Annotated in this window: 20 protein-coding genes; 11 read left to right on the top strand and 9 right to left on the bottom strand. The window is 68.0% G+C overall.

Annotated features, from left to right (window positions below):
* Window positions 1–219 precede the first annotated feature (219 nt).
* From ACIRHA_RS29455 to ACIRHA_RS29435, 5 genes are all read left to right on the top strand, one after another.
* Window positions 220–486, top strand: a complete 267-nt coding sequence (locus ACIRHA_RS29455) for a hypothetical protein (protein WP_403852063.1) — start codon at window positions 220–222, stop codon at window positions 484–486.
* 12 nt (window positions 487–498) lie between these two features.
* Window positions 499–1,278 carry a hypothetical protein gene (locus ACIRHA_RS29450; RefSeq protein WP_403852060.1) on the top strand — a complete coding sequence of 260 codons (780 nt, stop codon included), beginning with the start codon at window positions 499–501 and terminating at the stop codon, window positions 1,276–1,278.
* Window positions 1,279–1,764: 486 nt separating this feature from the next.
* Window positions 1,765–2,055, top strand: a complete 291-nt coding sequence (locus tag ACIRHA_RS29445; protein WP_403852057.1) for a hypothetical protein — start codon at window positions 1,765–1,767, stop codon at window positions 2,053–2,055.
* Entirely contained in the window at window positions 2,056–2,211 is a 156-nt protein-coding gene (locus tag ACIRHA_RS29440) for a hypothetical protein (protein ID WP_403852054.1), read from the top strand.
* A 370-nt stretch (window positions 2,212–2,581) separates the two neighbouring features.
* Window positions 2,582–5,395 carry an SUKH-4 family immunity protein gene (locus tag ACIRHA_RS29435; RefSeq protein WP_403852051.1) on the top strand — a complete coding sequence of 938 codons (2,814 nt, stop codon included), beginning with the start codon at window positions 2,582–2,584 and terminating at the stop codon, window positions 5,393–5,395.
* Between the two features lie 118 nt (window positions 5,396–5,513).
* Here ACIRHA_RS29435 and ACIRHA_RS29430 read toward each other — a convergent pair whose 3' ends face one another.
* On the bottom strand, window positions 5,514–6,158 hold the full coding sequence (locus tag ACIRHA_RS29430; protein WP_403852048.1) for a hypothetical protein: 645 nt from the start codon (window positions 6,156–6,158) through the stop codon (window positions 5,514–5,516).
* A gap of 28 nt (window positions 6,159–6,186) precedes the next feature.
* Complete coding sequence (locus tag ACIRHA_RS29425; protein WP_403852045.1) at window positions 6,187–7,524, bottom strand: hypothetical protein; 1,338 nt, start codon at window positions 7,522–7,524, stop codon at window positions 6,187–6,189.
* Window positions 7,525–8,001: 477 nt separating this feature from the next.
* On the opposite strand from ACIRHA_RS29425, the gene ACIRHA_RS29420 reads away from it, so the two are divergent.
* The 5 genes from ACIRHA_RS29420 to ACIRHA_RS29400 all read left to right on the top strand — a co-directional run bounded on the left by ACIRHA_RS29420 (window position 8,002) and on the right by ACIRHA_RS29400 (window position 13,559).
* The gene (locus ACIRHA_RS29420) at window positions 8,002–8,316 is read left to right on the top strand and encodes a hypothetical protein (protein WP_403852042.1); all 315 of its coding nucleotides are present in this window, start codon (window positions 8,002–8,004) and stop codon (window positions 8,314–8,316) included.
* Between the two features lie 89 nt (window positions 8,317–8,405).
* Window positions 8,406–10,607 carry a DUF6571 family protein gene (locus tag ACIRHA_RS29415; RefSeq protein ID WP_403852039.1) on the top strand — a complete coding sequence of 734 codons (2,202 nt, stop codon included), beginning with the start codon at window positions 8,406–8,408 and terminating at the stop codon, window positions 10,605–10,607.
* Window positions 10,604–11,206, top strand: a complete 603-nt coding sequence (locus ACIRHA_RS29410) for a hypothetical protein (RefSeq protein WP_403852037.1) — start codon at window positions 10,604–10,606, stop codon at window positions 11,204–11,206. The genes ACIRHA_RS29415 and ACIRHA_RS29410 overlap by 4 nt, the downstream gene beginning before the upstream one ends.
* A gap of 348 nt (window positions 11,207–11,554) precedes the next feature.
* Window positions 11,555–12,355 carry a hypothetical protein gene (locus tag ACIRHA_RS29405; RefSeq protein WP_403852034.1) on the top strand — a complete coding sequence of 267 codons (801 nt, stop codon included), beginning with the start codon at window positions 11,555–11,557 and terminating at the stop codon, window positions 12,353–12,355.
* A gap of 61 nt (window positions 12,356–12,416) precedes the next feature.
* The gene (locus tag ACIRHA_RS29400) at window positions 12,417–13,559 is read left to right on the top strand and encodes a S8 family peptidase (RefSeq protein WP_403852031.1); all 1,143 of its coding nucleotides are present in this window, start codon (window positions 12,417–12,419) and stop codon (window positions 13,557–13,559) included.
* A 224-nt stretch (window positions 13,560–13,783) separates the two neighbouring features.
* Here ACIRHA_RS29400 and ACIRHA_RS29395 read toward each other — a convergent pair whose 3' ends face one another.
* The 3 genes from ACIRHA_RS29395 to ACIRHA_RS29385 all read right to left on the bottom strand — a co-directional run bounded on the left by ACIRHA_RS29395 (window position 13,784) and on the right by ACIRHA_RS29385 (window position 17,224).
* Window positions 13,784–15,217 carry a S8 family serine peptidase gene (locus tag ACIRHA_RS29395; protein ID WP_403852028.1) on the bottom strand — a complete coding sequence of 478 codons (1,434 nt, stop codon included), beginning with the start codon at window positions 15,215–15,217 and terminating at the stop codon, window positions 13,784–13,786.
* Between the two features lie 91 nt (window positions 15,218–15,308).
* On the bottom strand, window positions 15,309–16,718 hold the full coding sequence (locus ACIRHA_RS29390) for a WXG100 family type VII secretion target (protein ID WP_403852025.1): 1,410 nt from the start codon (window positions 16,716–16,718) through the stop codon (window positions 15,309–15,311).
* Between the two features lie 65 nt (window positions 16,719–16,783).
* On the bottom strand, window positions 16,784–17,224 hold the full coding sequence (locus ACIRHA_RS29385; RefSeq protein ID WP_403852022.1) for a hypothetical protein: 441 nt from the start codon (window positions 17,222–17,224) through the stop codon (window positions 16,784–16,786).
* A gap of 510 nt (window positions 17,225–17,734) precedes the next feature.
* Here ACIRHA_RS29385 and ACIRHA_RS29380 point away from each other — a divergent pair.
* Window positions 17,735–18,046, top strand: a complete 312-nt coding sequence (locus ACIRHA_RS29380; protein ID WP_403852020.1) for a hypothetical protein — start codon at window positions 17,735–17,737, stop codon at window positions 18,044–18,046.
* Window positions 18,047–18,206: 160 nt separating this feature from the next.
* On the opposite strand, the gene ACIRHA_RS29375 is transcribed toward ACIRHA_RS29380, so the two are convergent.
* The 4 genes from ACIRHA_RS29375 to ACIRHA_RS29360 form a co-directional block, all read right to left on the bottom strand.
* Window positions 18,207–18,530, bottom strand: a complete 324-nt coding sequence (locus ACIRHA_RS29375; RefSeq protein ID WP_403852017.1) for a hypothetical protein — start codon at window positions 18,528–18,530, stop codon at window positions 18,207–18,209.
* A gap of 255 nt (window positions 18,531–18,785) precedes the next feature.
* Window positions 18,786–19,163, bottom strand: coding sequence for a hypothetical protein (locus ACIRHA_RS29370; RefSeq protein WP_403852014.1), 378 nt, complete (start codon window positions 19,161–19,163; stop codon window positions 18,786–18,788).
* Between the two features lie 286 nt (window positions 19,164–19,449).
* Window positions 19,450–19,965 (bottom strand): hypothetical protein, encoded by a 516-nt coding sequence (locus ACIRHA_RS29365; protein ID WP_403852011.1) that lies wholly within the window; start codon window positions 19,963–19,965, stop codon window positions 19,450–19,452.
* Window positions 19,962–20,825, bottom strand: a complete 864-nt coding sequence (locus tag ACIRHA_RS29360) for a hypothetical protein (protein WP_403852008.1) — start codon at window positions 20,823–20,825, stop codon at window positions 19,962–19,964. Before ACIRHA_RS29360 ends, ACIRHA_RS29365 begins: the two co-directional genes overlap by 4 nt.
* Between the last annotated feature and the right edge of the window lie 3 nt (window positions 20,826–20,828).

Genomic DNA, 20,828 nt, shown 5'->3' with positions numbered 1-20,828 from the left:
TTCGTGGGCTGGTTCGGGGGCTGGTTCGGCGCCGGATTCGCGGGCTGATTCGGGGCCTGGTTGGGCGTCTGACTCGGGGACTGATTCGGGGACTGGCTTGGGGACTGATTCGGGGACTGGCTTGGGGCCTGGTTCGAGGGCTGATTCGGGGACTGGTTCGGTGTCTGACTCGGGCCCTGACTCGGGGACTGGTTCGACGTCTGACTCGGGCCCTGGTTCGTGGGCTGGTTCGGGACCTGGTTCGAGGTCTGGTTGGGCGTCTGGTTCGGGGTGGGGGTGGCGGAGATGCCGGGCTGGTTCGGGGTGTTGGGTTTGGCGTTGGTGGTGCCGGGCCTGTTGTTGGTGGGGGTGTTGGGGCGGGGCGTCGAGGGGGTCGTCGGCTCGGAGCGGCGGGCCGGTATGGGTGTCGTGCGCTGGGGGGCCTCGGTACGGGGTGTGTCCGTGCGGGGATTCGTCGTGGGGTTGGGCTGGCGCGACGGGCCCTGAGTCGGGGTGTTCGTGACCGGGCCCGGGGTCGCGGTCGGTGCGACGTTCGGCGTCTGGTTCGGGGACGGTGCGGCGGGGTTCTGGTCGCCGGTGGGCGTCGGGTTCGCCGTGGGTGCGGGGCGGGTCGGGGGGTGGGCCTCGGTGGCTGTGGCGCTCTGCGTGTGGAACGTGGGGCTGGACGACGTACGTGAGGGCGAGTCGGAGCCCGTGTGGGCACCGGCACCGACACCGGTGCTCGCGCTCGGTATGGAGCCCGGCGTCGTGGAGGTGGAGGTGGGTGACGAGGTGTCGGTGCCCACCGACGTCGCCGACGTCATGGGTTGTTGGGCCTGGGTACGCGGGTCCGTCGCGGTGGACGGATCGTTGCCGCGGTCGGGCGAAAGGGCCTGTGCGGCAGGGCCGTTGGACTCCTGCGTCGGGGCGGCACTCTCCGATGCCGTGTTGATGCCGTGGGACGGGTCGGGCTGCCCGGCAGGCGGCGCCGCATCCGGCGTGGGGGTCGGTGCGGGCGACGGCGTGGTCGCGTCCGCATCCACGCGCGCGTGCGGCACCGAGGAGGGTTGGTCCGACTGCGCGGCGGGCGCGGGCGTGGCCGTCTCGCTGCCATTGCGCTGCGCGTCCGTACCCGTCGACACGTCCGGCGTTCCGGACGACGGCGCGGCGTCCGGCGTGCTCTGCGATCCGGGCGAGCCGGGCGAGTCGGGCGAGGAATCCGGTGTGCTCGACGGGCCCGTGGAGCCGCCACCACCGGACGACGGCGAGGATCCGGACGCGTCCCGCTGCTCGTTATAGCCCGCGTCGAACGGGGTCAGCGGCCGATCGGACGACGGCGCCGAGGAAGGAGCCGGCGTCGACGTCGATCCGGCGCCAGAGTTTGAGCCCGCTTGCGCCCCAACCCCCGTATTTTCATTGCTTGTTGCTCCCGCGCCGCCGGTGTCGCCGGAGGCCGAAGCACCAGACGTACCGCCTCTGCCCCCGCCTCCGTCGCCCGCGGACGCCCCGGAACCGGACGCCGCTCCACCAGAACCAACTCCCGCCCCGGCACCCCCCGACGTACCGCCAGAACCGTCCCCACCGGAACCAGACCCTGAACCGGAACCCGCTCCGGACCCGGAACCCGCCCCGGCATCCGCATCCGCCCCGCCCGTCGACGACGAGTTCCCCGCCGCACTGTCCAGCCCACCCCGCGCATGCGACCCCGCCCGGCCCGCACCCCCGTCCCGCAGCGACTCACCCAACGTAGAGCCGAAGTTGTCGAACCCGTCCTTGACCGCCGTCTTGCCTGCATCCGCGGTCCGCCCCAGGTTGTACCCGTCCTGCGCACCGAAGTTCTGGTTCACCGTCTGCGCGACCAGATCCTTGCTCATCTCCTCCAACGCGGAGACGAACGGCTCCTTCACCGCTTCCAGCGCCGCCTCCATCAGCGCCTGCGCCGCCTCCTTCAAGATCTTGCGGATCGCGACCCGCGAGACCTGCGCCATCGCCGCCGACGCCACCCCCGACAACCCGAACGTGACCACCGCCGTCGCCGCCGCCACCGCGATCTGGATCGCCAGCACGATCAGCTGAATGATCACCGCGATCTTCATCCCGATGATCAGCATCGCCGCGACATCAAAGACCGACGCGATCACCTCGGCCGCCTGCCGGGCATCGTCCAGATACCCCGACCCGCCCGAGAACTTGTCCCACTTCTCCACGAACGCGTCGATCGACTCGCCGTAGTTCTCCGACGTCACATTCCCGGCCGACCGCATCGCAGCCGTCTGAACGTCCCCGACCTGCGCCCCGAAATCCCGCCACGTCTGCGCGCACTGCATCATGTGGTCCTCATTGGCCGTCGGCCAATCGAAGCCCAACATCTCCAGCAACCATGCCAACTCGTCCGGCAGCATCATCGCCATGGCGGCATCTCCCCCGTGTCGCCGTACATCCGCAGGACACAGGACCCCGTGCACCTCAACAGACGTAATTTTGCACGGAGTTTACCAAGCCGCACCGACAACGGAACAGCCCCACCGGCCGCGCCCGCACCACTGTCAGAGCTCGCCCGTAAGGTGGGCAGGCACGTGGAGACGGGGAACCAGGGAGAGTCGTGAGCTGGCAGAACAGCCCCATGGGAGCGCCGGGAGCGCCGGGAGCGGCACAGCAGCACCCCATGGCAGCGCCGCAGCAGATCGCGTATGAGCCGCATCCGTTCATCGGCGGCCGCGCCTCCGCCCTGCGCGCGCTCGCCGCCTGGCGGGCCGCCGTTCCGGAAGCGCCGCGCGTCGCACTCCTCACCGGCTCGCCGGGGTGCGGCAGTTCGCGCCTGCTGACCGGTTTCCTGATGCTGTGCGACCCCGGCCACCGCGAGCGCATCGACCTCGCACGCCTCGACCCGTGGACGGTCCCGCCGCCGCTCCCTGCGCCCGCGGTACCGAGCGCCGCGGGACGCACGCCCGCGCAGGTGCTGTGGCTGCTCGCCGACCACTACGGCCTCGACGTCGCGCGCGATGCGGAGGTGTACAAGGCCCTGGGCGCGGGCGAGCGCGCGATCGTCGTACCCGATGTGGACGAGGCCGGTCCCGTACGAGCCGGGCGCGGGCCCGAGCGGATGGCCCGCGAGCTGCTGCTGCCGCTCGCGGGACTCCCCTCCGTACGACTCCTCGCCGAGGTCCCGCGCGCGGTGGCCGCCGAGATCGCCGCCGCGCTCCCCGCCGGGGCGGCACAGGTCATCGATCTCGACGCACCCGAGCACGCCGACCTCCAGGGCCTCACCCTGCAGACCCAGCTCGCGCTCGACCCGAACTTCGGGGCGCCGCGGCTGCCGTTCACCGAGGATCCGCAGATGCGGCTCTGGCTCGCGCAGGGCATCGCGTCGCGTACGGCCACGGGCCCGGGCGGCAGCCGCCTGACCGCCCAACTGGCCGCCAATGCGCACTTGTTGGCCCCGGAGCCTCCACCCAACGCCACCTTCTTCCCCGCCGACCCCGCCGAGGCCGTCGCGATGCACGCCCAACGCCTCGGCGTCGACCCGGCCCTCCTGCCCGCGATGCTCGCTCCGCTGGCCCTCGCCGAGGGCGAAGGTCTGCCCCTCCCCTTGTGGGCACCACTGGCCTCGGCGCTGGCCGCGCGCGACCTGTCGCAGGAGATCGCCAACGGGATGCCCCTCGCCGGCCCGTTCGTCACCACGGTGAACGACGCGGACGCGGCCGCACCCACCCTCGTCGCCCTCACCCACCAGGCGCTCGGCGAGGCGATCCGCGCCACGCTGCCCGATGTGCGCGCCGCACACCTCTGCCTCGCGATGGAACTCCTCGAACGGGTCCCCGACGCGGGCTGGGAGCAGGCCGACCCCTACGTACGGGACGGCATCGTCGGCCACCTCCTGGGCGCGGGCCAACTGCCCCGCCTGCTCAAGGATCCGTGGCTGCTGGTGCACACGGACCCGGTGGTGCTGCGTTTCGCACTGGAGGAGATCGCCGCGGACGAGCGCACGCGCGCGGCCCTGCCCGCTCCAGGACGTACGTATCTGCGGATCGCCCCACTGATGACGCGCACGCAGGCGGGCCCGGAGCAGCGCGCGCGGATACTGGCGTCGGCGTTCGAGGAGGACGGACTGGCGCAGTACGCGCGCGCGTTGGGCTCGACTGCCGCTACGGAGGAAAACGGCCCCGCCGCCCAGGGCGCGGGGGCCACAGATCCCGCCGCCCAGGCCGAGGGGCCCGGCCCGGCCGCCTCGCACCGCACACCCCCGGTGGTCCCACAGCGCACGGCTCCGCCGTCGACGGCCCCCGCTTCCCCGCAGCGCACACCGACCGTGGTGGACTACCCGTTGGCGCCGCCCGCGCCGGCCACGTCGCCCGCGGCGTCCCCGCAGCCGCATCAGCCGACACCCGTACCCGCCCCCGCCGGACCACCACCCGGCCGCCCGGCGACCGGCCCGGGCAACACCGCGGTCTTCACCTACGTCGACCCGCGCACCGGCCAGGAGGCCTACGTCACCGCCGTCTCGGCGCCCGGAAAGCCACCGGCCGAGTACCAGGGCATGGCGCAGCTGGGCGAGTTGCGGGTGCCCGTGGACAACGTCGTGGCGATCCACACGGACCTGTGCCCTGGCTACTTCCCCGGCGGCTACACGGCGAACGCCCTGCTGTCCACGTTCCCGAAGGCCTCCCACTCGCACGCACACCCGTACGGCCGGGACGCGGCCTCCCGCACCGAAGGCATCACCGCCCTCACCTCCCACGCGCAACTGATGGCCCAACTCGCGGGCCAGCAGGAACCACCGCAACCGTCCCGCGCCCCGCTCCCCCACCCCGTACCGCCCACGCATGTCCTGCCGGACGCGGAGCTCGGCCCGCTGCTCGTACAGGTCTTCAGCGAGCAGAAGGTACGCCGTTACGCTCCCCAGCTCCTGGCCACCGCGGCGCTCCCGGACTCGGCGCGCGCGACACTCGCCACAGCCGGCCTCCCCGCCGACGTCCCACTCTTCTTCCTGGCGGACACGGACGCCCCTGGGGTCCCACCCGTCATGGGCGGCATGTTCGCGGACGCCTGCACCCACCTCATCGGCACGGGCGTCCAGTTGTCCCCCGACGCGTCCAACACCCTCGCCACGCACACCCGCATCGGCACCGACGGCATGTTCGTGATCACGGTGCAGCGCGACACCGGCCAGGTCTGGGCGGCCATGCCCCTGGACGGCAGCCTCCAGTACGTGAACTCCTCGGTCGCCGCGTTCTCGTACTCCCTCGCCACCCTGTACGCGACACGCGGCCACATGCTCGACGCGCACCCGTACTTGGCAGGCGACATCGTCGCCGACCTCCAGACCCGCCTCCTGGCCATCGACCCGAACGCCCTGTCGCAGCCGGACAACTGGTGGTCCCTGGTTATCGAGCAGATGTGGCACGGCTTGTTCTGAGGACGGGGTGCCGGGCGGGCGTGGGCCTGATGCCGACCGGCGAGGCACGTTCGCCGGCTGAGCCCTTGGCGCGCACCCTGCTCACGCAGTACGCGCGCTGCTCCCCGCTACTCTCCCGTCACCCATGCACACGCACCGGTCGCCGGATCCGGAGGCGCCTGATCCCTGCCCTCCGTGCCCTCGCGATGCGCTCAGCACCAGCGCTCTTCCTCTCTGGGGCCCACAGCTTCCAACCGTTCGGCTGCATAATCAGCAGTTCCCCGCTTCCCGGCACGAACGCAGCACCACCGAAGAGCCTGTCACCCGCGAACCACACGCCGGCCTCGATGTCCTTCGGCCAGCCACCTTCCCTGCGGGCTTTGTGGGCGCGCATCGTCCACATCGGGTTCCGTTCCTGTCCGAGCAGCAGAAAGAGCACACCCCCGCCCTCCTGTCGCACCTTCTTGACGGACGGGACGAACTCAGCCGCGTACGCCCGGAAGGCACGCGAACACAACCACGTGCAGCCCGCTCTGCGTGCGAGCATCTGCAGGCAGTAGACAGCCCCCAGGATTCCGACGAGCCCGACCGGAATCAGAAGTGCGGTGTGGCTCACCATGAACAGCCCCCACAGCGCCACGTACACGGGCGCGTACAGGGCAAATCGCTTGACGGCGAACTGGTAATGCCGCCGCGCAGCCTCGCGGACCTCAGCACTGCTGACCGCTCCGCACACCTGACTGGACGCAGGATCCTGGGAGTTCAACCGCTCTCCGAAGCTCACGCACGCCTTCCTTTCACCGTGGCCGAACTCAGGCCGCTGTTGTGGCCGCCCCGGTCACGGCCGGGGAGCCCTTCCGAGCGCCGCCGGAAGCCAGGTAGCCGACGCACGCCCCCAGGAGCGCAACAGCGGCGACGCAGCCCGCCGCCCAACGAGGGCGGCCTCCCATGTCGGTCAGGAGCAGGGCGGTGGCGACCACGCTGACCGCAATGAACAGCACACTCCACCCACGGAGCCGGAGCGGCCAGGAAGTCACCGGTAGCCACAGGGCCACCGTGCGGTGGGGGTCGACCGGCGCTTCAGGCGTACCCACGATGGTCGAGTCACGGGCGACCCGCGCAACCTGAGCGCTCCACACCTCCCCCGGCAGACACCACCCGCCGTCGCCGACCAGGGAGGCACGCAGCCTCTCGCCCAACCCCTTGGCCGCAGGACCGTCGGCCGCGGCCCAGCAGACCCAGACCTCCTCGGACCGGAGGGACTTGGCGATGGCCTGGTTGTTCTGCTCCGCCGAGAAGTGGACTTCCCCTGTGACGGTGCGCACCCGAAGCGCGGTGCCACCACCGTCCCATCGCGCAACGCCCCACACGCGGCCCCGGACCGCACGCGCACCGCCATCGAGGCGGTCGAGCCCACGGAAACTTCCCCCGAAGACGGACAGCAGCACCACAAGCAGCGACACCCCTGCCCAGCCACCGAAGAACGCCCAGGTAGCGACGGGCGTCAGGGCAGTACCGGCCTGCAGTCGGCCGAGCGTCGCACTGTCACCGTGCACGGCACCGAGTTCGGGATGACCCGGGGCGTACAGGACGTTCAACTTCCCACCCCTGTGCGGCTCTTCGTGCGTACGCGCCCCCAGGGCCACCCGGGAGCCCGGCTCTCCCTCTCGCCCCGGCAACATCACCGTCAGCTCGGCTCCGAAGTCCGTATCCGAACGGCCCGCAAACCGCTCGAGTTCACGCACCTGCACAATCCGGACACTGCCCCGGACAGCCCCGACCTCGGTCAGGTCAGCCGCTCGGCCGGCATCCGTGTCATCTCCCGCGGCAACGGCCAGAATCCCGGCGAACGCCGCCAGAAACCCGACGATGCCGACCAGCCCACGCACCTTCACCCGCCGCCCGACGGGCAACGCGGACGGCAGCCCCGGAGGGGACCCTTCCGCCGACAGCTCCGGCCTGACGTCCGCGGGACGCCCCGGCCTGACGGCGCTGTACGCCGCACTCTCGCCCCCGTCACCCACGGACAGCCCGCGGCGCCCCAACAACACGACACCCAGACACCCCAGCAGAACCACCAAACACACGCCGATCAGCATGCGCCGCCATTCCAGCACCGGCAGAAAGAGCCACCCCAGAAAGGCGATCACGCACACACTCGAAGCCACCCAACTGGCCGGAGCCAGCCCTCGCACACCACACCGGCGCGGCAGCCCCAAAGATCCACTCGCCCGCATGCCGCCGTAACCCCGTCCCCGTTCAAGTCCGCTCTCGAGCAGGGCACCGACATTACTGAACGGCGGGCTCGAGGGTGGACGAGCCTCCCGGATGCGGATCTCGTCATCGCCGCAACCGGTCGAGCACCACGGCGCGGCCATGCTCACGGCCGGGCGCGTCCGAGGACGGCCACCGCACCGTCACAGAGCAGCTGCACGGATCAATCACATTTCCCTGACATCCCGCTAGAACGGCTGTACCGTACCCGCTGTCGAATTCACGGATCTGAGAGTTGCGGCCCACGCGCCGCCAACGGGGGCTGATTCCAGGTGACTTCATCTTCTGGTGCCGGTATGCCAAATACCAGAGCAGGCACAGGCGCAGGCACGAGCAAGACCGACACCGGCCGCATGAAGCAAGCGGCCAACGCCCTGGTCGAACTACGCGGTGACACCGAGAACGTCGACAACACCGCCGACGAGAACACCCAGAATGCAGTCAAAGGCCTCAACAAACACACCGCCGGCGGGATGCCGGACGCAGGTTCCTGGGCCACCGCCGGCTCGTTGATGACGATGGACGTTCGGTGGGGCGAGCAGGTAACTCACCTCAAGGGAATGCTGCAGGACATCAGTGACCGGCTGCACGCCACCACCGGCGAGTACACCCGTACCGAGCAGGAAGAACAGGCCCGCATGGCCTCGATCTCTTCCCCCTTCGGCTAAGCGATCCCGCTTCCCCGCTCGCCGCCAGGCCGGTACGTCAGCCGAATCGGAGACTTCGTCCACCCCACGCCCCGAAGGAATCACCACGCATGCCGTCCTTCGCCTACGTCAACGAGGCCGACCTCGCGCCCTTGGCCACGGCCGCCGACTCCTGGAAGGCCCTGCCCGCCAAGTACGAGAGCCTGCACGACGAGTTCACCCGCCGGGTCATCACTCACCTCGAGGGCCATTGGGAGGGCGACGCGGCCGACGCGGCGTTCTCCACCATGAAGAAGGCCCAGAAACAGTACGAGGACGCCGCCACCGAAGCCGGCCGCATCGCCAAGCTCCTCAACGACGCCCACGGCGAGTTCGCCAAGTTCCAGAAACAGCTTCACTCCTTGCTCGACGCGGCCCCGACCGACGGATTCCGCATCTCTGAAAAGGGCGTGATCGAGGACGTCGACGAACGCTGGAACAGCCCCACCGCCTCCTCGTCCGAAGGCTTCGCCACTGAGCGCAAGGAGGCCCTCGACGCCCTGGAATCCCGTATGAAACGGATCCTGGAACTGGCCACCGCCGCCGACGCGGCCGCAAGTGCCGCCCTGGAACGCGACGCCAACGGCGACAACAACACATCCTTCAACACCAGTGTCTACACCAGCCTCGACGCCATCGAAGCAGACCAGGCCGCACACCTCATGAAGAAGAAGGGTCGCCTGACCGACGTCGAGTTCGACCAGCTCAACGCCGTCCTCTCCGCCAACCGCGACGACCCCGAATTCGCGCGCCGCTTCGCAGTCAGGACTGGAGCCGACAACACGCTGGAGCGGTACAACGAACTCGTCAACCCGCCGGCGGGAACGCACCTGTCTAAAAGGGAAATCGCCGAACTCAAGGACTTCCAGAAGAACTTGGGCACCACCCTGGGAACCGCCACCAGATCCGACGACAACGGCAAGCCGAACCCCGGCATCGCCAAGTTCCAGAAAGATCTGCTCACGTCAGGGCAGCACGAGTTCAACGCCAACCCCACCCAGTCTGCCTACGGCCTCAACGGCTACCAGCTCACCGGAAGCCTGATGAGTCACGGAAAGTGGGACACGGACTTTCTCCAGGACTACGGCGACGACCTCATCACCGCGGAGAAGAACGGAACAGCAGGCGGGAAGAACCCCGACGCCTATTGGAGCGGCGACAACACCCGCACCTCCGGCATGACCAACATCGTGGCCCTCGACCCCATGACCGGTTTCGTGGAAGGGCTCGGCCACAACCCCGAAGCTTCCACCAAGTTCCTCACCGGCAGCACCACCGTCGGCGGCGAGGAGGTCGACCACCTCGACTACCTCCTCAAAGACCGCCACTGGCCCGAAGGCGCCGCCTACACCGGTGACGCCAAGCACCTCAGCGGCTATGACAATCTCGGGCACGCGATGGAATCCGCCACCACCGGGCGCCCGTACGACGACGAGGACGCGCCGCCGGTCAAGCACAGCCCGGAGCGCGCCGCGCTGACGAAGGACATCGTCGACACGGTCGGCGCGAAACCCGGAATGCTCTCCGAAGACGGGCGCGACGCCCTCCGCGACAGCCTGGGCAACGTGACCGCCGACTACATGGCCGACGTCCAAGGAGCCATCGCCAACGAGCAAGGCACGATCGCCCCCTTCGGGGCAGAGGCGAACCTGGACCTGTCGACGCTCCAACCCTTCCTCGGCGCGGTGGGCCAGGACCCCGACGCCTACGCAGCCATCACCGAGGCCCAACAGGCCCACACCGCTGTACTAATGCAGCGGGTCATCGAAAGCCACCCGACGCAGATGACCACGGCCCTGGAGAACGTCACCTACCCCGGAGCCGTCGTGGCGGGAATCATGGGAGACGCTCGCACCCAGGCGATACACGATGCGCACTCCGCCTCCGACGCCGACTACAACAACGCCGTCGCCACCACCGACAAATGGGTGGGACGCGGATTGTCGATGGCCGTCGGCGGCGCCACCGCGGCGGCCTCACCCGTGGCCGGAGTCGTCGCCGGGTTCGCCGTCGAGGACATCCAGGAACTCGTCGTCAAGCGAGCTCAGCGCGACACCGGAGACGAAGCCAACTCCGCATCGGCCAAGGACTACGCGGACGGTATGAAAGCGGCCGGCTCCTCCAGCGCCGCCTCGCTTCGACTGGCCTATCAGGCCGCAGGAATCGACATGTCACAAGGGGACATCAACGTGGACAGCGGGGCCATTGAGCGAGCGGCCAGAGACGGATACGCCGCGGGTACGACGTGGAACGCCTCGGTGAACGACAAGTGAGCGCCAAGGTCGACAGGCGCCCTCAGTACGGGCCGAGCGCCGTCATCGCCCTGCTCCTGCTCGCCCTGACCAGCTGCAGCGACAGCGACAAGACTCCCGTCACACCGAGTACCGCATCCAGGGTCTGCGACGGCAAGCTCGCCGGCTCGGTGTTCGGCCCTCTAGTCGGGGACGGCGGTATCACCTCCGAGGACACCACCCGCTTCCACCCGACCACATGGAAGGCATACGGCGACTGTTGGCTGTACGGCGCGGAACACTCCGTCCGCATCTCCTACCTGTGGAGAAAGACGGTGAACAGCGGCGCCGGTACATCGACACCCCGGAATGGCACGAGCCCGACACCGTCCTCCACTTTCGCAGGGACGGTCGACACCTTCACCGTGGATTCGGTGACGGGCGCGGTCACCAACAACCGGGCGGTGGTCGACATGCCCTGCGTCGCGCCCGGCGTGTTCGATAAAGGCAAGGCCGTGCTGGAGATTGAGGTCAAGGACATGCCGCCCGCCCAGGGCCTCGACGCGACGAAGCGCCGCCAGTTCGCAACCGCGGCCACGAAGGCTGCCGACTACCTGGCGGGAGACGTCTTCTCCTGCTGATGCGCTTCCTGATGCACTCCAGAACCACAGGAGTGGCCAACGCAATGCCGAAGGTGACTGCAGCGACCACCAAGTAGGTGAGTATGTTCGTGCGGTCAGGCAAGAGCGTAGTGCTCCTTGGGCTTGGCGTCCGACTTTGCCCAGACACCGAACGACCAAGTAATCACCAGAAATGCGAACGGATCAGAGAGGCCGATGAGTCACCCGCCAGAGGACCCTAGATACTCCAGCACGTACCCCACGTCTCCCCCGCCTGTGGCACCTCCTCAGCAGCCACCCGCCTGGGGCGCTCCTCCCGTCGGCGCACCTCCCACCAGCCCCCCGCCGCCCGGTCCTCCCGGCCCGTTCATGCCGCACCAGGCTCCGTCTCCGTACGCTTATGCGCCCGGCCCTGCCGCCAAGCCTCCCGGCAAGGCACAGCGTGTCTGGGGAATCATCGTCCTCGTCGTCGGCGTTCTTCCTCTCCTCATTGGAGCCGGGCTCCTCGCGGCCAACATCAAGGACGCCCGGATCACGAAGTTCAACGATGCCTTCGCTCCGAAGGCCTGGCACAACCTGGAGAGCGACAAGCTCTTCCCCGACACGATGTCGGAACTGGGCACCGTCTACGACAACCCGGGTTGGGTGCGTCAGGGCATCGCGCAGGCCGCGAAGTGCGACGAGGTGCTCAGCGGCAAGCTGCTCCAACAGGCCACCGCCGGCGGCTGCAAGACGGTGCTCCGTGCGACCTATGTCGACCAGGGCGGCGAGGCGGCGGCCACTGTCTCTCTCATCGTGCTCGGCAACAACACCGCCGCGACGGAACTGGCCGGCCAGTACTCCGAGACCGACACCGAAACCGAGTTGAGTCCGCCCGGCGTCACCCCCTACCCAGTCCCCAAGACGTTGGCCTCGGGGTGGTCGAAGCGCAACGTGGTGGCCAATTCCTTCTCCCCCTTGAGCGCGGGAACCTCACAGACTCCGTACGTCATGGCGTTTTCGGTGGGATCAGTTGACGCACAGCGCAGTTGGGGACGTCTCCCCCAGCCCTGGACTCGCACGCAGGGCGACGAGACGGAGGCGTACAAGAGAATGGCGACCAACTTCGCCAGCATCTCCGGCTACCACGTCAACCAGGTGATCGACGGGAAGGCCGACGACGATGCGTAGCCGATCCAGCAGGACCCGACTGAATACGTTCCTGCGGACCATCACGGTGCCGTTGAGTGCCATGATCGCATTCGGGGCGCTCCAGCAACCCGCCCAGGCGGCACCGGCCCGCTGGGAGTTGCCCGCCATGTCGGTACCGCAGGCCCAGAAGGCCGGCAAGGGGTCCGGCATCACCGTGGCGGTGCTGGACACGGGGATCCAGACCGGCCACCCGGCCCTGCGTGGCCGCGTGACCGAAGGCCCGGACATTCTCGGTGGCGCGGACAAGTCGTCGAGTACCTACGGCGGGCACGGCACCGCGATGGCATCCAACGTCCTGGAAGTGGCGCCTCAGGCAAAGGTGTTGGGCATCAGGGTGCTGGGCGACGACAACACCGGGAACGAGAAGGTCCTGACCGAAGGCATCCGCTACGCCGCGGACCACGGCGCCGACGTCATCTCCATCTCCCTGGGCATGGAAGGTATCGGGACGTCCTTCGACGCCCAGTTGGACGCCGCCGTCCAATACGCACTGTCCAAGGGCATCCCCATCGTCAACGGTGCGGGCAACGCCGGCGACGTCAGCGAAGAGACCATGGACGAGAACGATTTCGCCTTCCCCTCCGGGGATCCCGGCGTCGTGACCGTCGCCGCGGCCGATCGCCGCGGGCAGCGGGCTTCGTTCTCGACCGTTCACAACTACGTCGACATCGCGGCCCCCGGAGTCAGCGTCACCGCGGCGAAGGCCGGTACGCGGACAACGGAGCAGATCGACGGCACGTCTCCCGCCACCGCTCTGGTCTCGGGCGTGGTCGCGCTGATGCGCGAGCAGCACCCGAAACTCGCCCCGTACCAGATCACGCAGGCGCTGGAACGCACCGCTTCCACCCACCAGCGGGGCCATAACCCGCAAACGGGCTACGGAATGGTCAACGCCCAGGCCGCACTCGCCGCGGCAGCCAAGCTGAGCCCCACCCAGAAGATGGCGGTGGGCACCGCCGGCGCCGGCAAGCACTTCGGCCCCGGCGATGACGGAACACCCTCACGTGTCGGCTACGGAATGGACTCCGAAACCACCATCGTGTCCATCGCCTTCGCCGTCGTCGGCCTGCTCATCTGCGCAGGCGGATTCCTCCTGTTCCGCCGCGGCCGTCGCAGGCGCCGCGACTGGGAGCAGCAACAGCGGGTGGGCGCTCCGCAGCCGCCCTCCATGGCGGCTTACTGAGGCTGCCTACTGAGCATGACGCCGCACATGGCTGGGGCCCGCAGTCTTCGTGGCTGTGGGTCCCATGCCTTTCTCGTACCGCTCACCCAAGACCGCGAGCTACGACGGCCATGCACGCCAGGGGCCAGGCGTGGCCAGGCCCGCAACAGGCGCCCTGTTAACGCGACGCGCCCCACGTCGTCAGGGACGGACGTGGGGCGCGGATGACTCCCGCTGAGCGGTAACTACTGCTGACCGTACGGCGGTTGCGAGGGAGCCTGCGGGTACGATCCCGGCGCGGGGGGCGCCTGTTGCTGGTACGGGTTCGGCTGCGGCTGCGGCTGCGGCTGCGGCTGCGGCTGCGGCTGCGGCTGCGGCTGCGGCTGCTGTCCAGGGTAGGGCGCCTGGCCGCCACCGCCGCCCCAGCCACCACCGGGGGGCGGGGGCGGGCCGCCACCGTTGTTCTTACGGCTGCGCACGATCACGATGGCGACGACCGCCAGGACGACGATGACGCCGACGGCGATGCCGACGATCAGACCGGTGCTCATCCCACTGGAATCCGAGGAGTCGGAAGCTGCCTCCGGCGCAGTGGAAGACGAGGGAGCCGAGGCGCTGCCGCCCTCGGCCTTGGCGATGGCGGCGTTCAGCTCGTCGACCTTCAGCGGGCCGTTCTTGGGGCCGGCCGGGATGTTCTTGGTGAGGGCGGCCAAGGGCTGAATGAAGCCGTAGCCGTAGTGCTCGTCGGGGAGCGACGTGCCCTTCGCGGAGGCGGGGAGGCCAGCGGTCTTGGCCAGGCGGTTGACGAGCTGGCCTGCGGAGAGGTCGGGGAACTTCTGCTTGAGGAGGGCCAGTGCGGCTGAGGTGTAGGCACTGGAGTCGGAGGTTCCATTGCCAAGGTTGTAACCGTCAGAATCGAGGCCAGCAACAACGTTCTTCACACCAGGTGCAGCCAACATGAGTTGAGGTCCGTAGTCGGACTTGCTCCAGATCTTGCCCCCAGAGTCCACTGCACCCACGGTCACCACACCGGGTTCGACTGCAGGAAAACTATCGGACGAACTGTCGACTGCCACGCCGTTGTTGCCAGACGCTGTGACAACAGGTACACCACGCTCCACGGCGTACTTGATCGCCTCCCGCTCCGCTAGGACGCCCTTGCTGCCACTGTCTTCTGCGTCTCCGACGCCCTGAGAGATATTGATGACATCGGCGCCATGGTCAACTGCGTAACGAATTGCTGTCCCAGAAAACCCTGGACCAGAGCTTCCGTCATCGCGGATGGGGAGGATCTTGGCATCAGGGGCCAGCCCCTTCACACCACTCTCATTACCGGCACCATGGCCGTGCCCAGCGATGATTCCGGACATCGCCGTGCCATGCCCCGGATTTTCTCCACTGGTGTCCGGTTCGACCGATGCATCCCCGTCGACGAAGTCTTTGCCCTTGAGGAACTGACCGGTGAGATCGGCATGGTCTGTTTTGAATCCGTTGTCAACGACGGCGACCGTGACGCCCTTTCCGGTCGCCACATCCCAGATCTTGTCGGCCGAGAACGCCGACAGGGGCCACTGATCGTCCCTTACCTGGTCCGCTGACGCCGTCGGCGCGGCCGCGAAAAGCAGCGCTCCCGCCGCTGCTGCAGCGCCCACCGCGCGCAGCGCTCGCGTGAAGCTCATGCCGTACACCTTCCCTCGCAGGGCGGGGCCCACAGCCCGAAGGCTGCGGGCCCCGTCTTGTCTTCACCGCATACTTAACCAGTAGGCCTGACTATTCCACGACCTTGGGGTTAACAGTGCGACTGTTTGCCCAGGTCTCCTCGTCCTCGACCAGATAGTCCGGACGAGAGTTGTCGCGACCCTTCTTGTCCTTGCCCTTGCCTGTCTGTGCACCGTGCCCAGCAGGACCATTGCGTCCGGCGTTCTGCCCTGCACCGCCGGTCGCCGTCTTCGGCTTCTGGCGCAGGGCGGAACCGCCCTGCTGACCGGAGCCCGGCTTGACGACGGACTTGCCGATCTCGCCGCCCTTAGTTCGGGCGAGTGAGTTGCCCTTCAGGCCCTTCGCAGCCTCCTTGCCGGCAGCTCCAGAACCTGCACCGCCACCGAGACCGCCGCGCCCCATGGCGCCTGCGCCGCCACGACCTGCGCCACCCGCGCCGAGGCCTGCGCCAGCACCGAGCCCGCCGCCGATCCCCGCAGTACCGGCACCGCCCGCTCCAGAACCGGCTCCAGAACCAGCCATGCCACCGCCAATACCACCAGCACCAGCACCGGCTCCCGTGCCGATACCACCGGTTCCGGCTCCCGAGCCGCCGTTGAAGCTGAGGTTGCCGGCACCGATCTGCGAACCGGCCGTCGGCTTCTGCGAGCCGATACCCCCACTGATGCCGCTGGCAGTCGGCGACTTCATACCCTTGACCGGCGAGCCCGAGGCATTGGAGCGGCTGAGATTGCCAGTACCAGTTCTGCTGGAGGGGCTGGCGACAGAACCCGCAGGGACCGGAACAGGTGCAATCCCACCGGGCTCACCCGGATAGTCCTCCGAGTCGTCCTTGGGCCTCGTCTTCTTCGTCCACGACCCCATCGACTTAGTCTGCGAGTTGTAAGCCGCCCCCAGCTCCTCCATCTTCACAGCCATGGCCATCTGCGCTTCGCGCCCCGCCGACATGTCGCCTTCGCGACCATCAGCAATCTGCTGCGCAGTGACGTTCTTGTCGGCGAGGTCCCGGTTGAGGCCGTCCTCATCGCGGTTGATATCCGTGAGACGGTCGGACCTGCTCTCGCCCGCGGACGGCTTCTGCATAGCCACGACTTGCTTCTGGATGTCCCCGAGCACATTCGCCGCACTCGTCATCGCAGTGGAGACCTGCGTCGCATACGTGGACGTGTCATGGATCTTCTTTGAGATCACCTTCGACCGCGCCTGGAACTGATCGGCCGACGGGCCCTCCCAGTGCTCCATCACCTCGGAGACAGCGTGCTCGTAGGCCTCCTTGGCCGCGACAAGCTGGTCGTGGACACCCTTCCAGCCCCTGGCAGCACGGTGCACATTCTCAGGGTTGGCGTTCTGGACCATGGACTTCATGGTGTCCATGTCCAGGTTCTTGAAGTCCGTGGTGTTGTCACCGACGTAGCACTGCGTCGGCGCCTGATACGTGTAGTCCGCGCCCTGGTCACTCATCGCGTCCCAGGCCCCCTTCGTCTCTCGCTTCGTGTCCTACGTGCCCGCTGCTGTCTTTGATGTCGCTACACACCCGACATCGACCCCGCAGACGAGCCCGCACCGATCCCCGACGACGAGGACGAAGACGAAGTCGACACCTGGTTTGCCCCATGCATCGCGTTCGAGGTGTCCGCCTCAGCGTCCTGATACGCCCCGTGCGCCTTCTTCGTCTTAGTGCCGAAGTCGTCCATCACCGATTCCAGGTGAGCAACGACAGACTCGAGGTAGTCCTTCATCTCGGCATGAGCGGAAGTCAGCGCTTCCGCCTCTTCGAACCGGCCGCCCGACGTGTTCCCGCTCGTCGTGCACTGCCCGGCAACGCTCGTACCCAATGCGCCTGGCGGTAGGTACGTGTTGCTCTTCGTGTCCGCGTTCGCCTTGCCTAGGTCGCCAATAATCCCGTTCAGCTTCCTAATGACCTGGTCGAGCGCACTCAGATCGACCTTGTACCCGTCACCGGCCATGCGCTTGGCCCTCCCCGTTCATCCTGCTAGTCCCGTTCTTCCCGTTGGGGGCGATAAGTCCGGTCCCCTGCCACAAGCCTGCCTATAGCTTATCGAACGGCACCCACACCCCGCTCGGTGCTGCCCGTCACAACTCCGCGACAGCCACGGCAGGCGTGTTGACCTATGGAACATAAGCCACATAATCACCTCACACTCCCGACCTCGCCGACCGAGTCGACACAGGCCACTCCCCACGGAGGCTGCGGTCGAACTGGGTGAGCGGCTCAACTCGCGCTTCCATCAAAAGAGTTCCAGCGGAGAGCCCACTGCCGGAAAAGCTCAGACCATCCGCTACTTTTCAGCGAGCGGGTCACCTGTCGCATCGACAGCTCTCTCACCCATCTGGATCCACGCCGCTCTCCCGCCCCCGACCATGCGGCAGGTAGGGCGCTACGGACCGATCGGAGACTTGCCCATGACGTCCCACGTGCCGCATCGCCCGTCAGGTGCGTCACCCCGGAGCCGCACATGAATCCTGAACTTCCCGACCTTGACCGGCCATCTGCCGTCGACGAGCTTCGCCTGCACAACCGTGGCGTAGCCAGGATGATCGCGTTGGGCGGGGCCACAATCTTCCCGTGGGTGTGGCTGATCATGTCATTCGTCAGCGGGAAGAACCTTGGGCTGGCAGTGCTCAACTTCGTCGGCATGCATGCCGGTGTCTATGTCATTTTCCTGGGATGGCGGCGAGACAACCGGCGGTTGGTGTACCGAGGAGGGGCAGTTACCGCTGTCGTCTTCCTGCTGACAGTGAGCGCGGGGTCATACCTCTCCCCTTGATTCGAGTGGATTTCGAGGCAGCCCGTTCCATTCTGACGGGCCACAGTGGCGCCTCGAATTGAGCGCGGCCGCGGCGCGCACCATACGTGGCACTTCACTGTCGAGGCGGCAGCTTCCGAGGCTGTCAACAGCCGGGACGCCGGCACCCTGCCCCCACCGTTCAACTCCCGTACGCCGCCGCTCCCGCCCTGGGCAGCGCTACCCACGCCCGCTTACCACCTCCGGGCTCCCACGCGGGCCGGTACCCCCAGCCGCCGCCACACTCGCGGACAAGCCGGACGAGCAGGCGGAACGCCGCGCGGCGGCGGGTGTCGCACGCTGCGGCAAGGTAGCGGTTGGTGTGGGGCGGGTGGCCGTCGTAGACGGTGACCCGGAGGGCGTTGTCCCGGTAGCGCAGGGATACGTAGATGTCGGATTCCGGAGTGAACTGGCAGGCGGATGCCGTGAGTTCGCCGACCGCTACGGCCTCCGAGCGCGAACACATCCACGTATACGTCGTTCCGTTCGCGGCCGGGTCGTTCCCTGGAGCCGGCCAGACCGTGAACTACCTGGAGGGGCCGGTGCCGCAGCTCGACAGGGAAGGCAGATCACCCTCTCTGATGCCAGCGGCCCCGGCCGCAACGCGAGGCACGCCTTGACTACCAGTAGGTAGCGGAGCGCAGCAGAGAGGGCGAGGCATGGGCCGGGTTCTCCGGGTTCTGCGGAGAACCCGGGTGCGCCGAGCGGCTCTCTGCCGGCCTCAGCCGTCCCATTCGTGCAGCACGGCCTGCGCATAGACGACCCGCATGTCCAAACGGGCGGTCCGGACCTTGTACTTGTCGGACATCCCGTAGAACTTCAAGGGGGCGAGGCCCAGTCCGAGGCCCCCCTTGGTGCGCCACGCCGTCCGAGATGGCAGATGCCAATCGGGGCGACCGTACCCGCCGACGAGGCCCGCCACGTTGTAGATCAGCAGCAGCGGCGAGAGCAGCAGGTACAGAATCCACGCACTGACTGTTCCGCGACGGCCGACCAGGCTTGCGCCGTCCGGCAGTTCCATCTCGTACCGGGGGCGCCCGCCACCACCCGGGGCCGGCAGTCGCAGCACGCCCAGCTCGACCCCGTCAGGACCTGTCACAACCAGGTCGGCACCCGAATTCGGACCGGCCGTTCGCCTGCCCACCGAGCACAAGGGCCCACTCCCTGCCTGGTCCGCAAAGAGGGTGAAACTCGGACTCCGCCCGTCTGCCGCTTCCTTTTTCGGAAACTCACCCTGGACGTGGATCGCGTTCCCACCTCGCACCTTGATGAGGCGTTGGGAGTTGGCCGCTGCCCTTTCTTGTGCAGTCGGATAGCGAACGCTGAATTCGGTACTCACGTTTCCTTGCCCAAGTGGTCGGCGGGAATGGGTTCGAGGTCGCAGGTCATCGCCAGCTCTTTCCGGTGGGCGGCTTGAGCCACGCGGGCAGTTGATGGAGCGCGAGCCCTGATGTCGACAGGATCTGAAGATATCCGTTGACCTGAGCGCGGGTCCCGCCGCGTACCCATACATGACGGAACCAGAACGCTCGTGACAGCAAGTACACGCCGGCTGCGAGCAGTAGCACCACGGGCGAGCAGAGGATCAGGCCGACCACCGGGTCGAGGGTTCCCCAATCGGTGGTGTCGATCAGGAACCACGCGCCGACCGCTCCTGGTGTGAGCAGCAAGCCTCCCCATGCCCCGCGTGAGTTCATCCGGCCCAACAGCCACCGATGGCGATGGAGCATCGCGGCGACCTCGCGGTCGGACAGATAGTCGACGCCCCTGTCGGTACCAATGGCCCGCGCCACCTCGACCAGGCCCGGCACCTCCGCCAGGTGAACAGCCCTCACCTGCAACAGTCCAAGGGCTTCCGCCGGAAGAGCAGTGCTGGTTTCCGGCGGGCGCCGTGCGCTCATCCGAACACGTCCCGGACGGGCTTCGGAGGGGGAGACTCCTCGACGCCCTCTGCCGCATGCGCGGGCCCGGTCGGCTGCGTCGCCTGCGTCAGCGGGCCGGAAGCCACGCTCGTCCGCTGATCAGGATCATCCGGCTGCTGGGGCAGGGGCAGGCCACCGGCCTGAGCCTCGGCATCGGCCGATGCCGGATCCTCCGCCACTTCAAGGGTGTTCACGATGGTGAAGAAGAGCTCTGAGTACAGCTCCCAGTCCTGCATGCACGGTGTGCTGAGTTCGAAGAGAGCCATCTCCGCGTGCCGGCGAAGAGGGAGGTACACGGCGATCTTCCCGATCTCCACCTCTTCGGGCCGACCGGAGTCGGTGATCTCCGCAGGAAGCGTCATGATCTCCGAGGTGAACCTGACAGCCGCCTCCCCCGCCTCGAGCCACACCGTCTCGACCCGAGCCTGCTCCCCCAAACCGGATGAACCGGACGACCCGGACGTCCCGGAGAGTTCCGCCGCGACACTCGAGGCGGTCATCCTTCGGCCGTTCGGCACCGACTCCAGCAGAGTGGCGGTCACCGTCGCCGTACTGTGGCGCCCGTCGAGGTCAAGCAGGCAGAAGCCCGCATAGCCGACCCCGGCCTCCACCATCTCGGCGACCACCGGTAGTTGAGCCGCCGCGTACTGGAACCAGAGTTGGGCGTTCCCCTCCGGGTAAATGTCCTGGGCCAGCTCGATCAGCTCTTCACCCACCAGTTCTGGGGGCTCGTGGACAGGGAGCTCGAAGAAGGCCGGCGGCACACGGAAGTTCAGACGCTCAGGAGCAGCCTCCGAGGCGAGGGTCACACCGCTGCCGGGTTCATCCATCGTGTCCATGGG

It is taken from the genome of Streptomyces sp. NPDC102360 (assembly GCF_044766085.1).
GTDB lineage: Bacteria > Actinomycetota > Actinomycetes > Streptomycetales > Streptomycetaceae > Streptomyces.
This window is presented reverse-complemented; position numbering and strand designations above follow the sequence as displayed.

What these genes read in the sequence shown, in the direction of transcription:
- ACIRHA_RS29415 (WP_403852039.1), top strand. Translation starts at nt 8,406, where the DNA reads ATGCCGTCCTTCGCCTACGTCAACGAGGCCGACCTCGCGCCCTTGGCC.
- ACIRHA_RS29395 (WP_403852028.1), bottom strand. Translation starts at nt 15,217, where the DNA reads ATGAGCTTCACGCGAGCGCTGCGCGCGGTGGGCGCTGCAGCAGCGGCG.
- ACIRHA_RS29365 (WP_403852011.1), bottom strand. Translation starts at nt 19,965, where the DNA reads ATGAGCGCACGGCGCCCGCCGGAAACCAGCACTGCTCTTCCGGCGGAA.
- ACIRHA_RS29390 (WP_403852025.1), bottom strand. Translation starts at nt 16,718, where the DNA reads ATGAGTGACCAGGGCGCGGACTACACGTATCAGGCGCCGACGCAGTGC.
- ACIRHA_RS29385 (WP_403852022.1), bottom strand. Translation starts at nt 17,224, where the DNA reads ATGGCCGGTGACGGGTACAAGGTCGATCTGAGTGCGCTCGACCAGGTC.
- ACIRHA_RS29405 (WP_403852034.1), top strand. Translation starts at nt 11,555, where the DNA reads ATGCCGCACCAGGCTCCGTCTCCGTACGCTTATGCGCCCGGCCCTGCC.
- ACIRHA_RS29420 (WP_403852042.1), top strand. Translation starts at nt 8,002, where the DNA reads ATGAAGCAAGCGGCCAACGCCCTGGTCGAACTACGCGGTGACACCGAG.
- ACIRHA_RS29440 (WP_403852054.1), top strand. Translation starts at nt 2,056, where the DNA reads ATGATCACCGCGATCTTCATCCCGATGATCAGCATCGCCGCGACATCA.
- ACIRHA_RS29400 (WP_403852031.1), top strand. Translation starts at nt 12,417, where the DNA reads ATGATCGCATTCGGGGCGCTCCAGCAACCCGCCCAGGCGGCACCGGCC.
- ACIRHA_RS29375 (WP_403852017.1), bottom strand. Translation starts at nt 18,530, where the DNA reads ATGTGTTCGCGCTCGGAGGCCGTAGCGGTCGGCGAACTCACGGCATCC.
- ACIRHA_RS29380 (WP_403852020.1), top strand. Translation starts at nt 17,735, where the DNA reads ATGAATCCTGAACTTCCCGACCTTGACCGGCCATCTGCCGTCGACGAG.
- ACIRHA_RS29360 (WP_403852008.1), bottom strand. Translation starts at nt 20,825, where the DNA reads ATGGACACGATGGATGAACCCGGCAGCGGTGTGACCCTCGCCTCGGAG.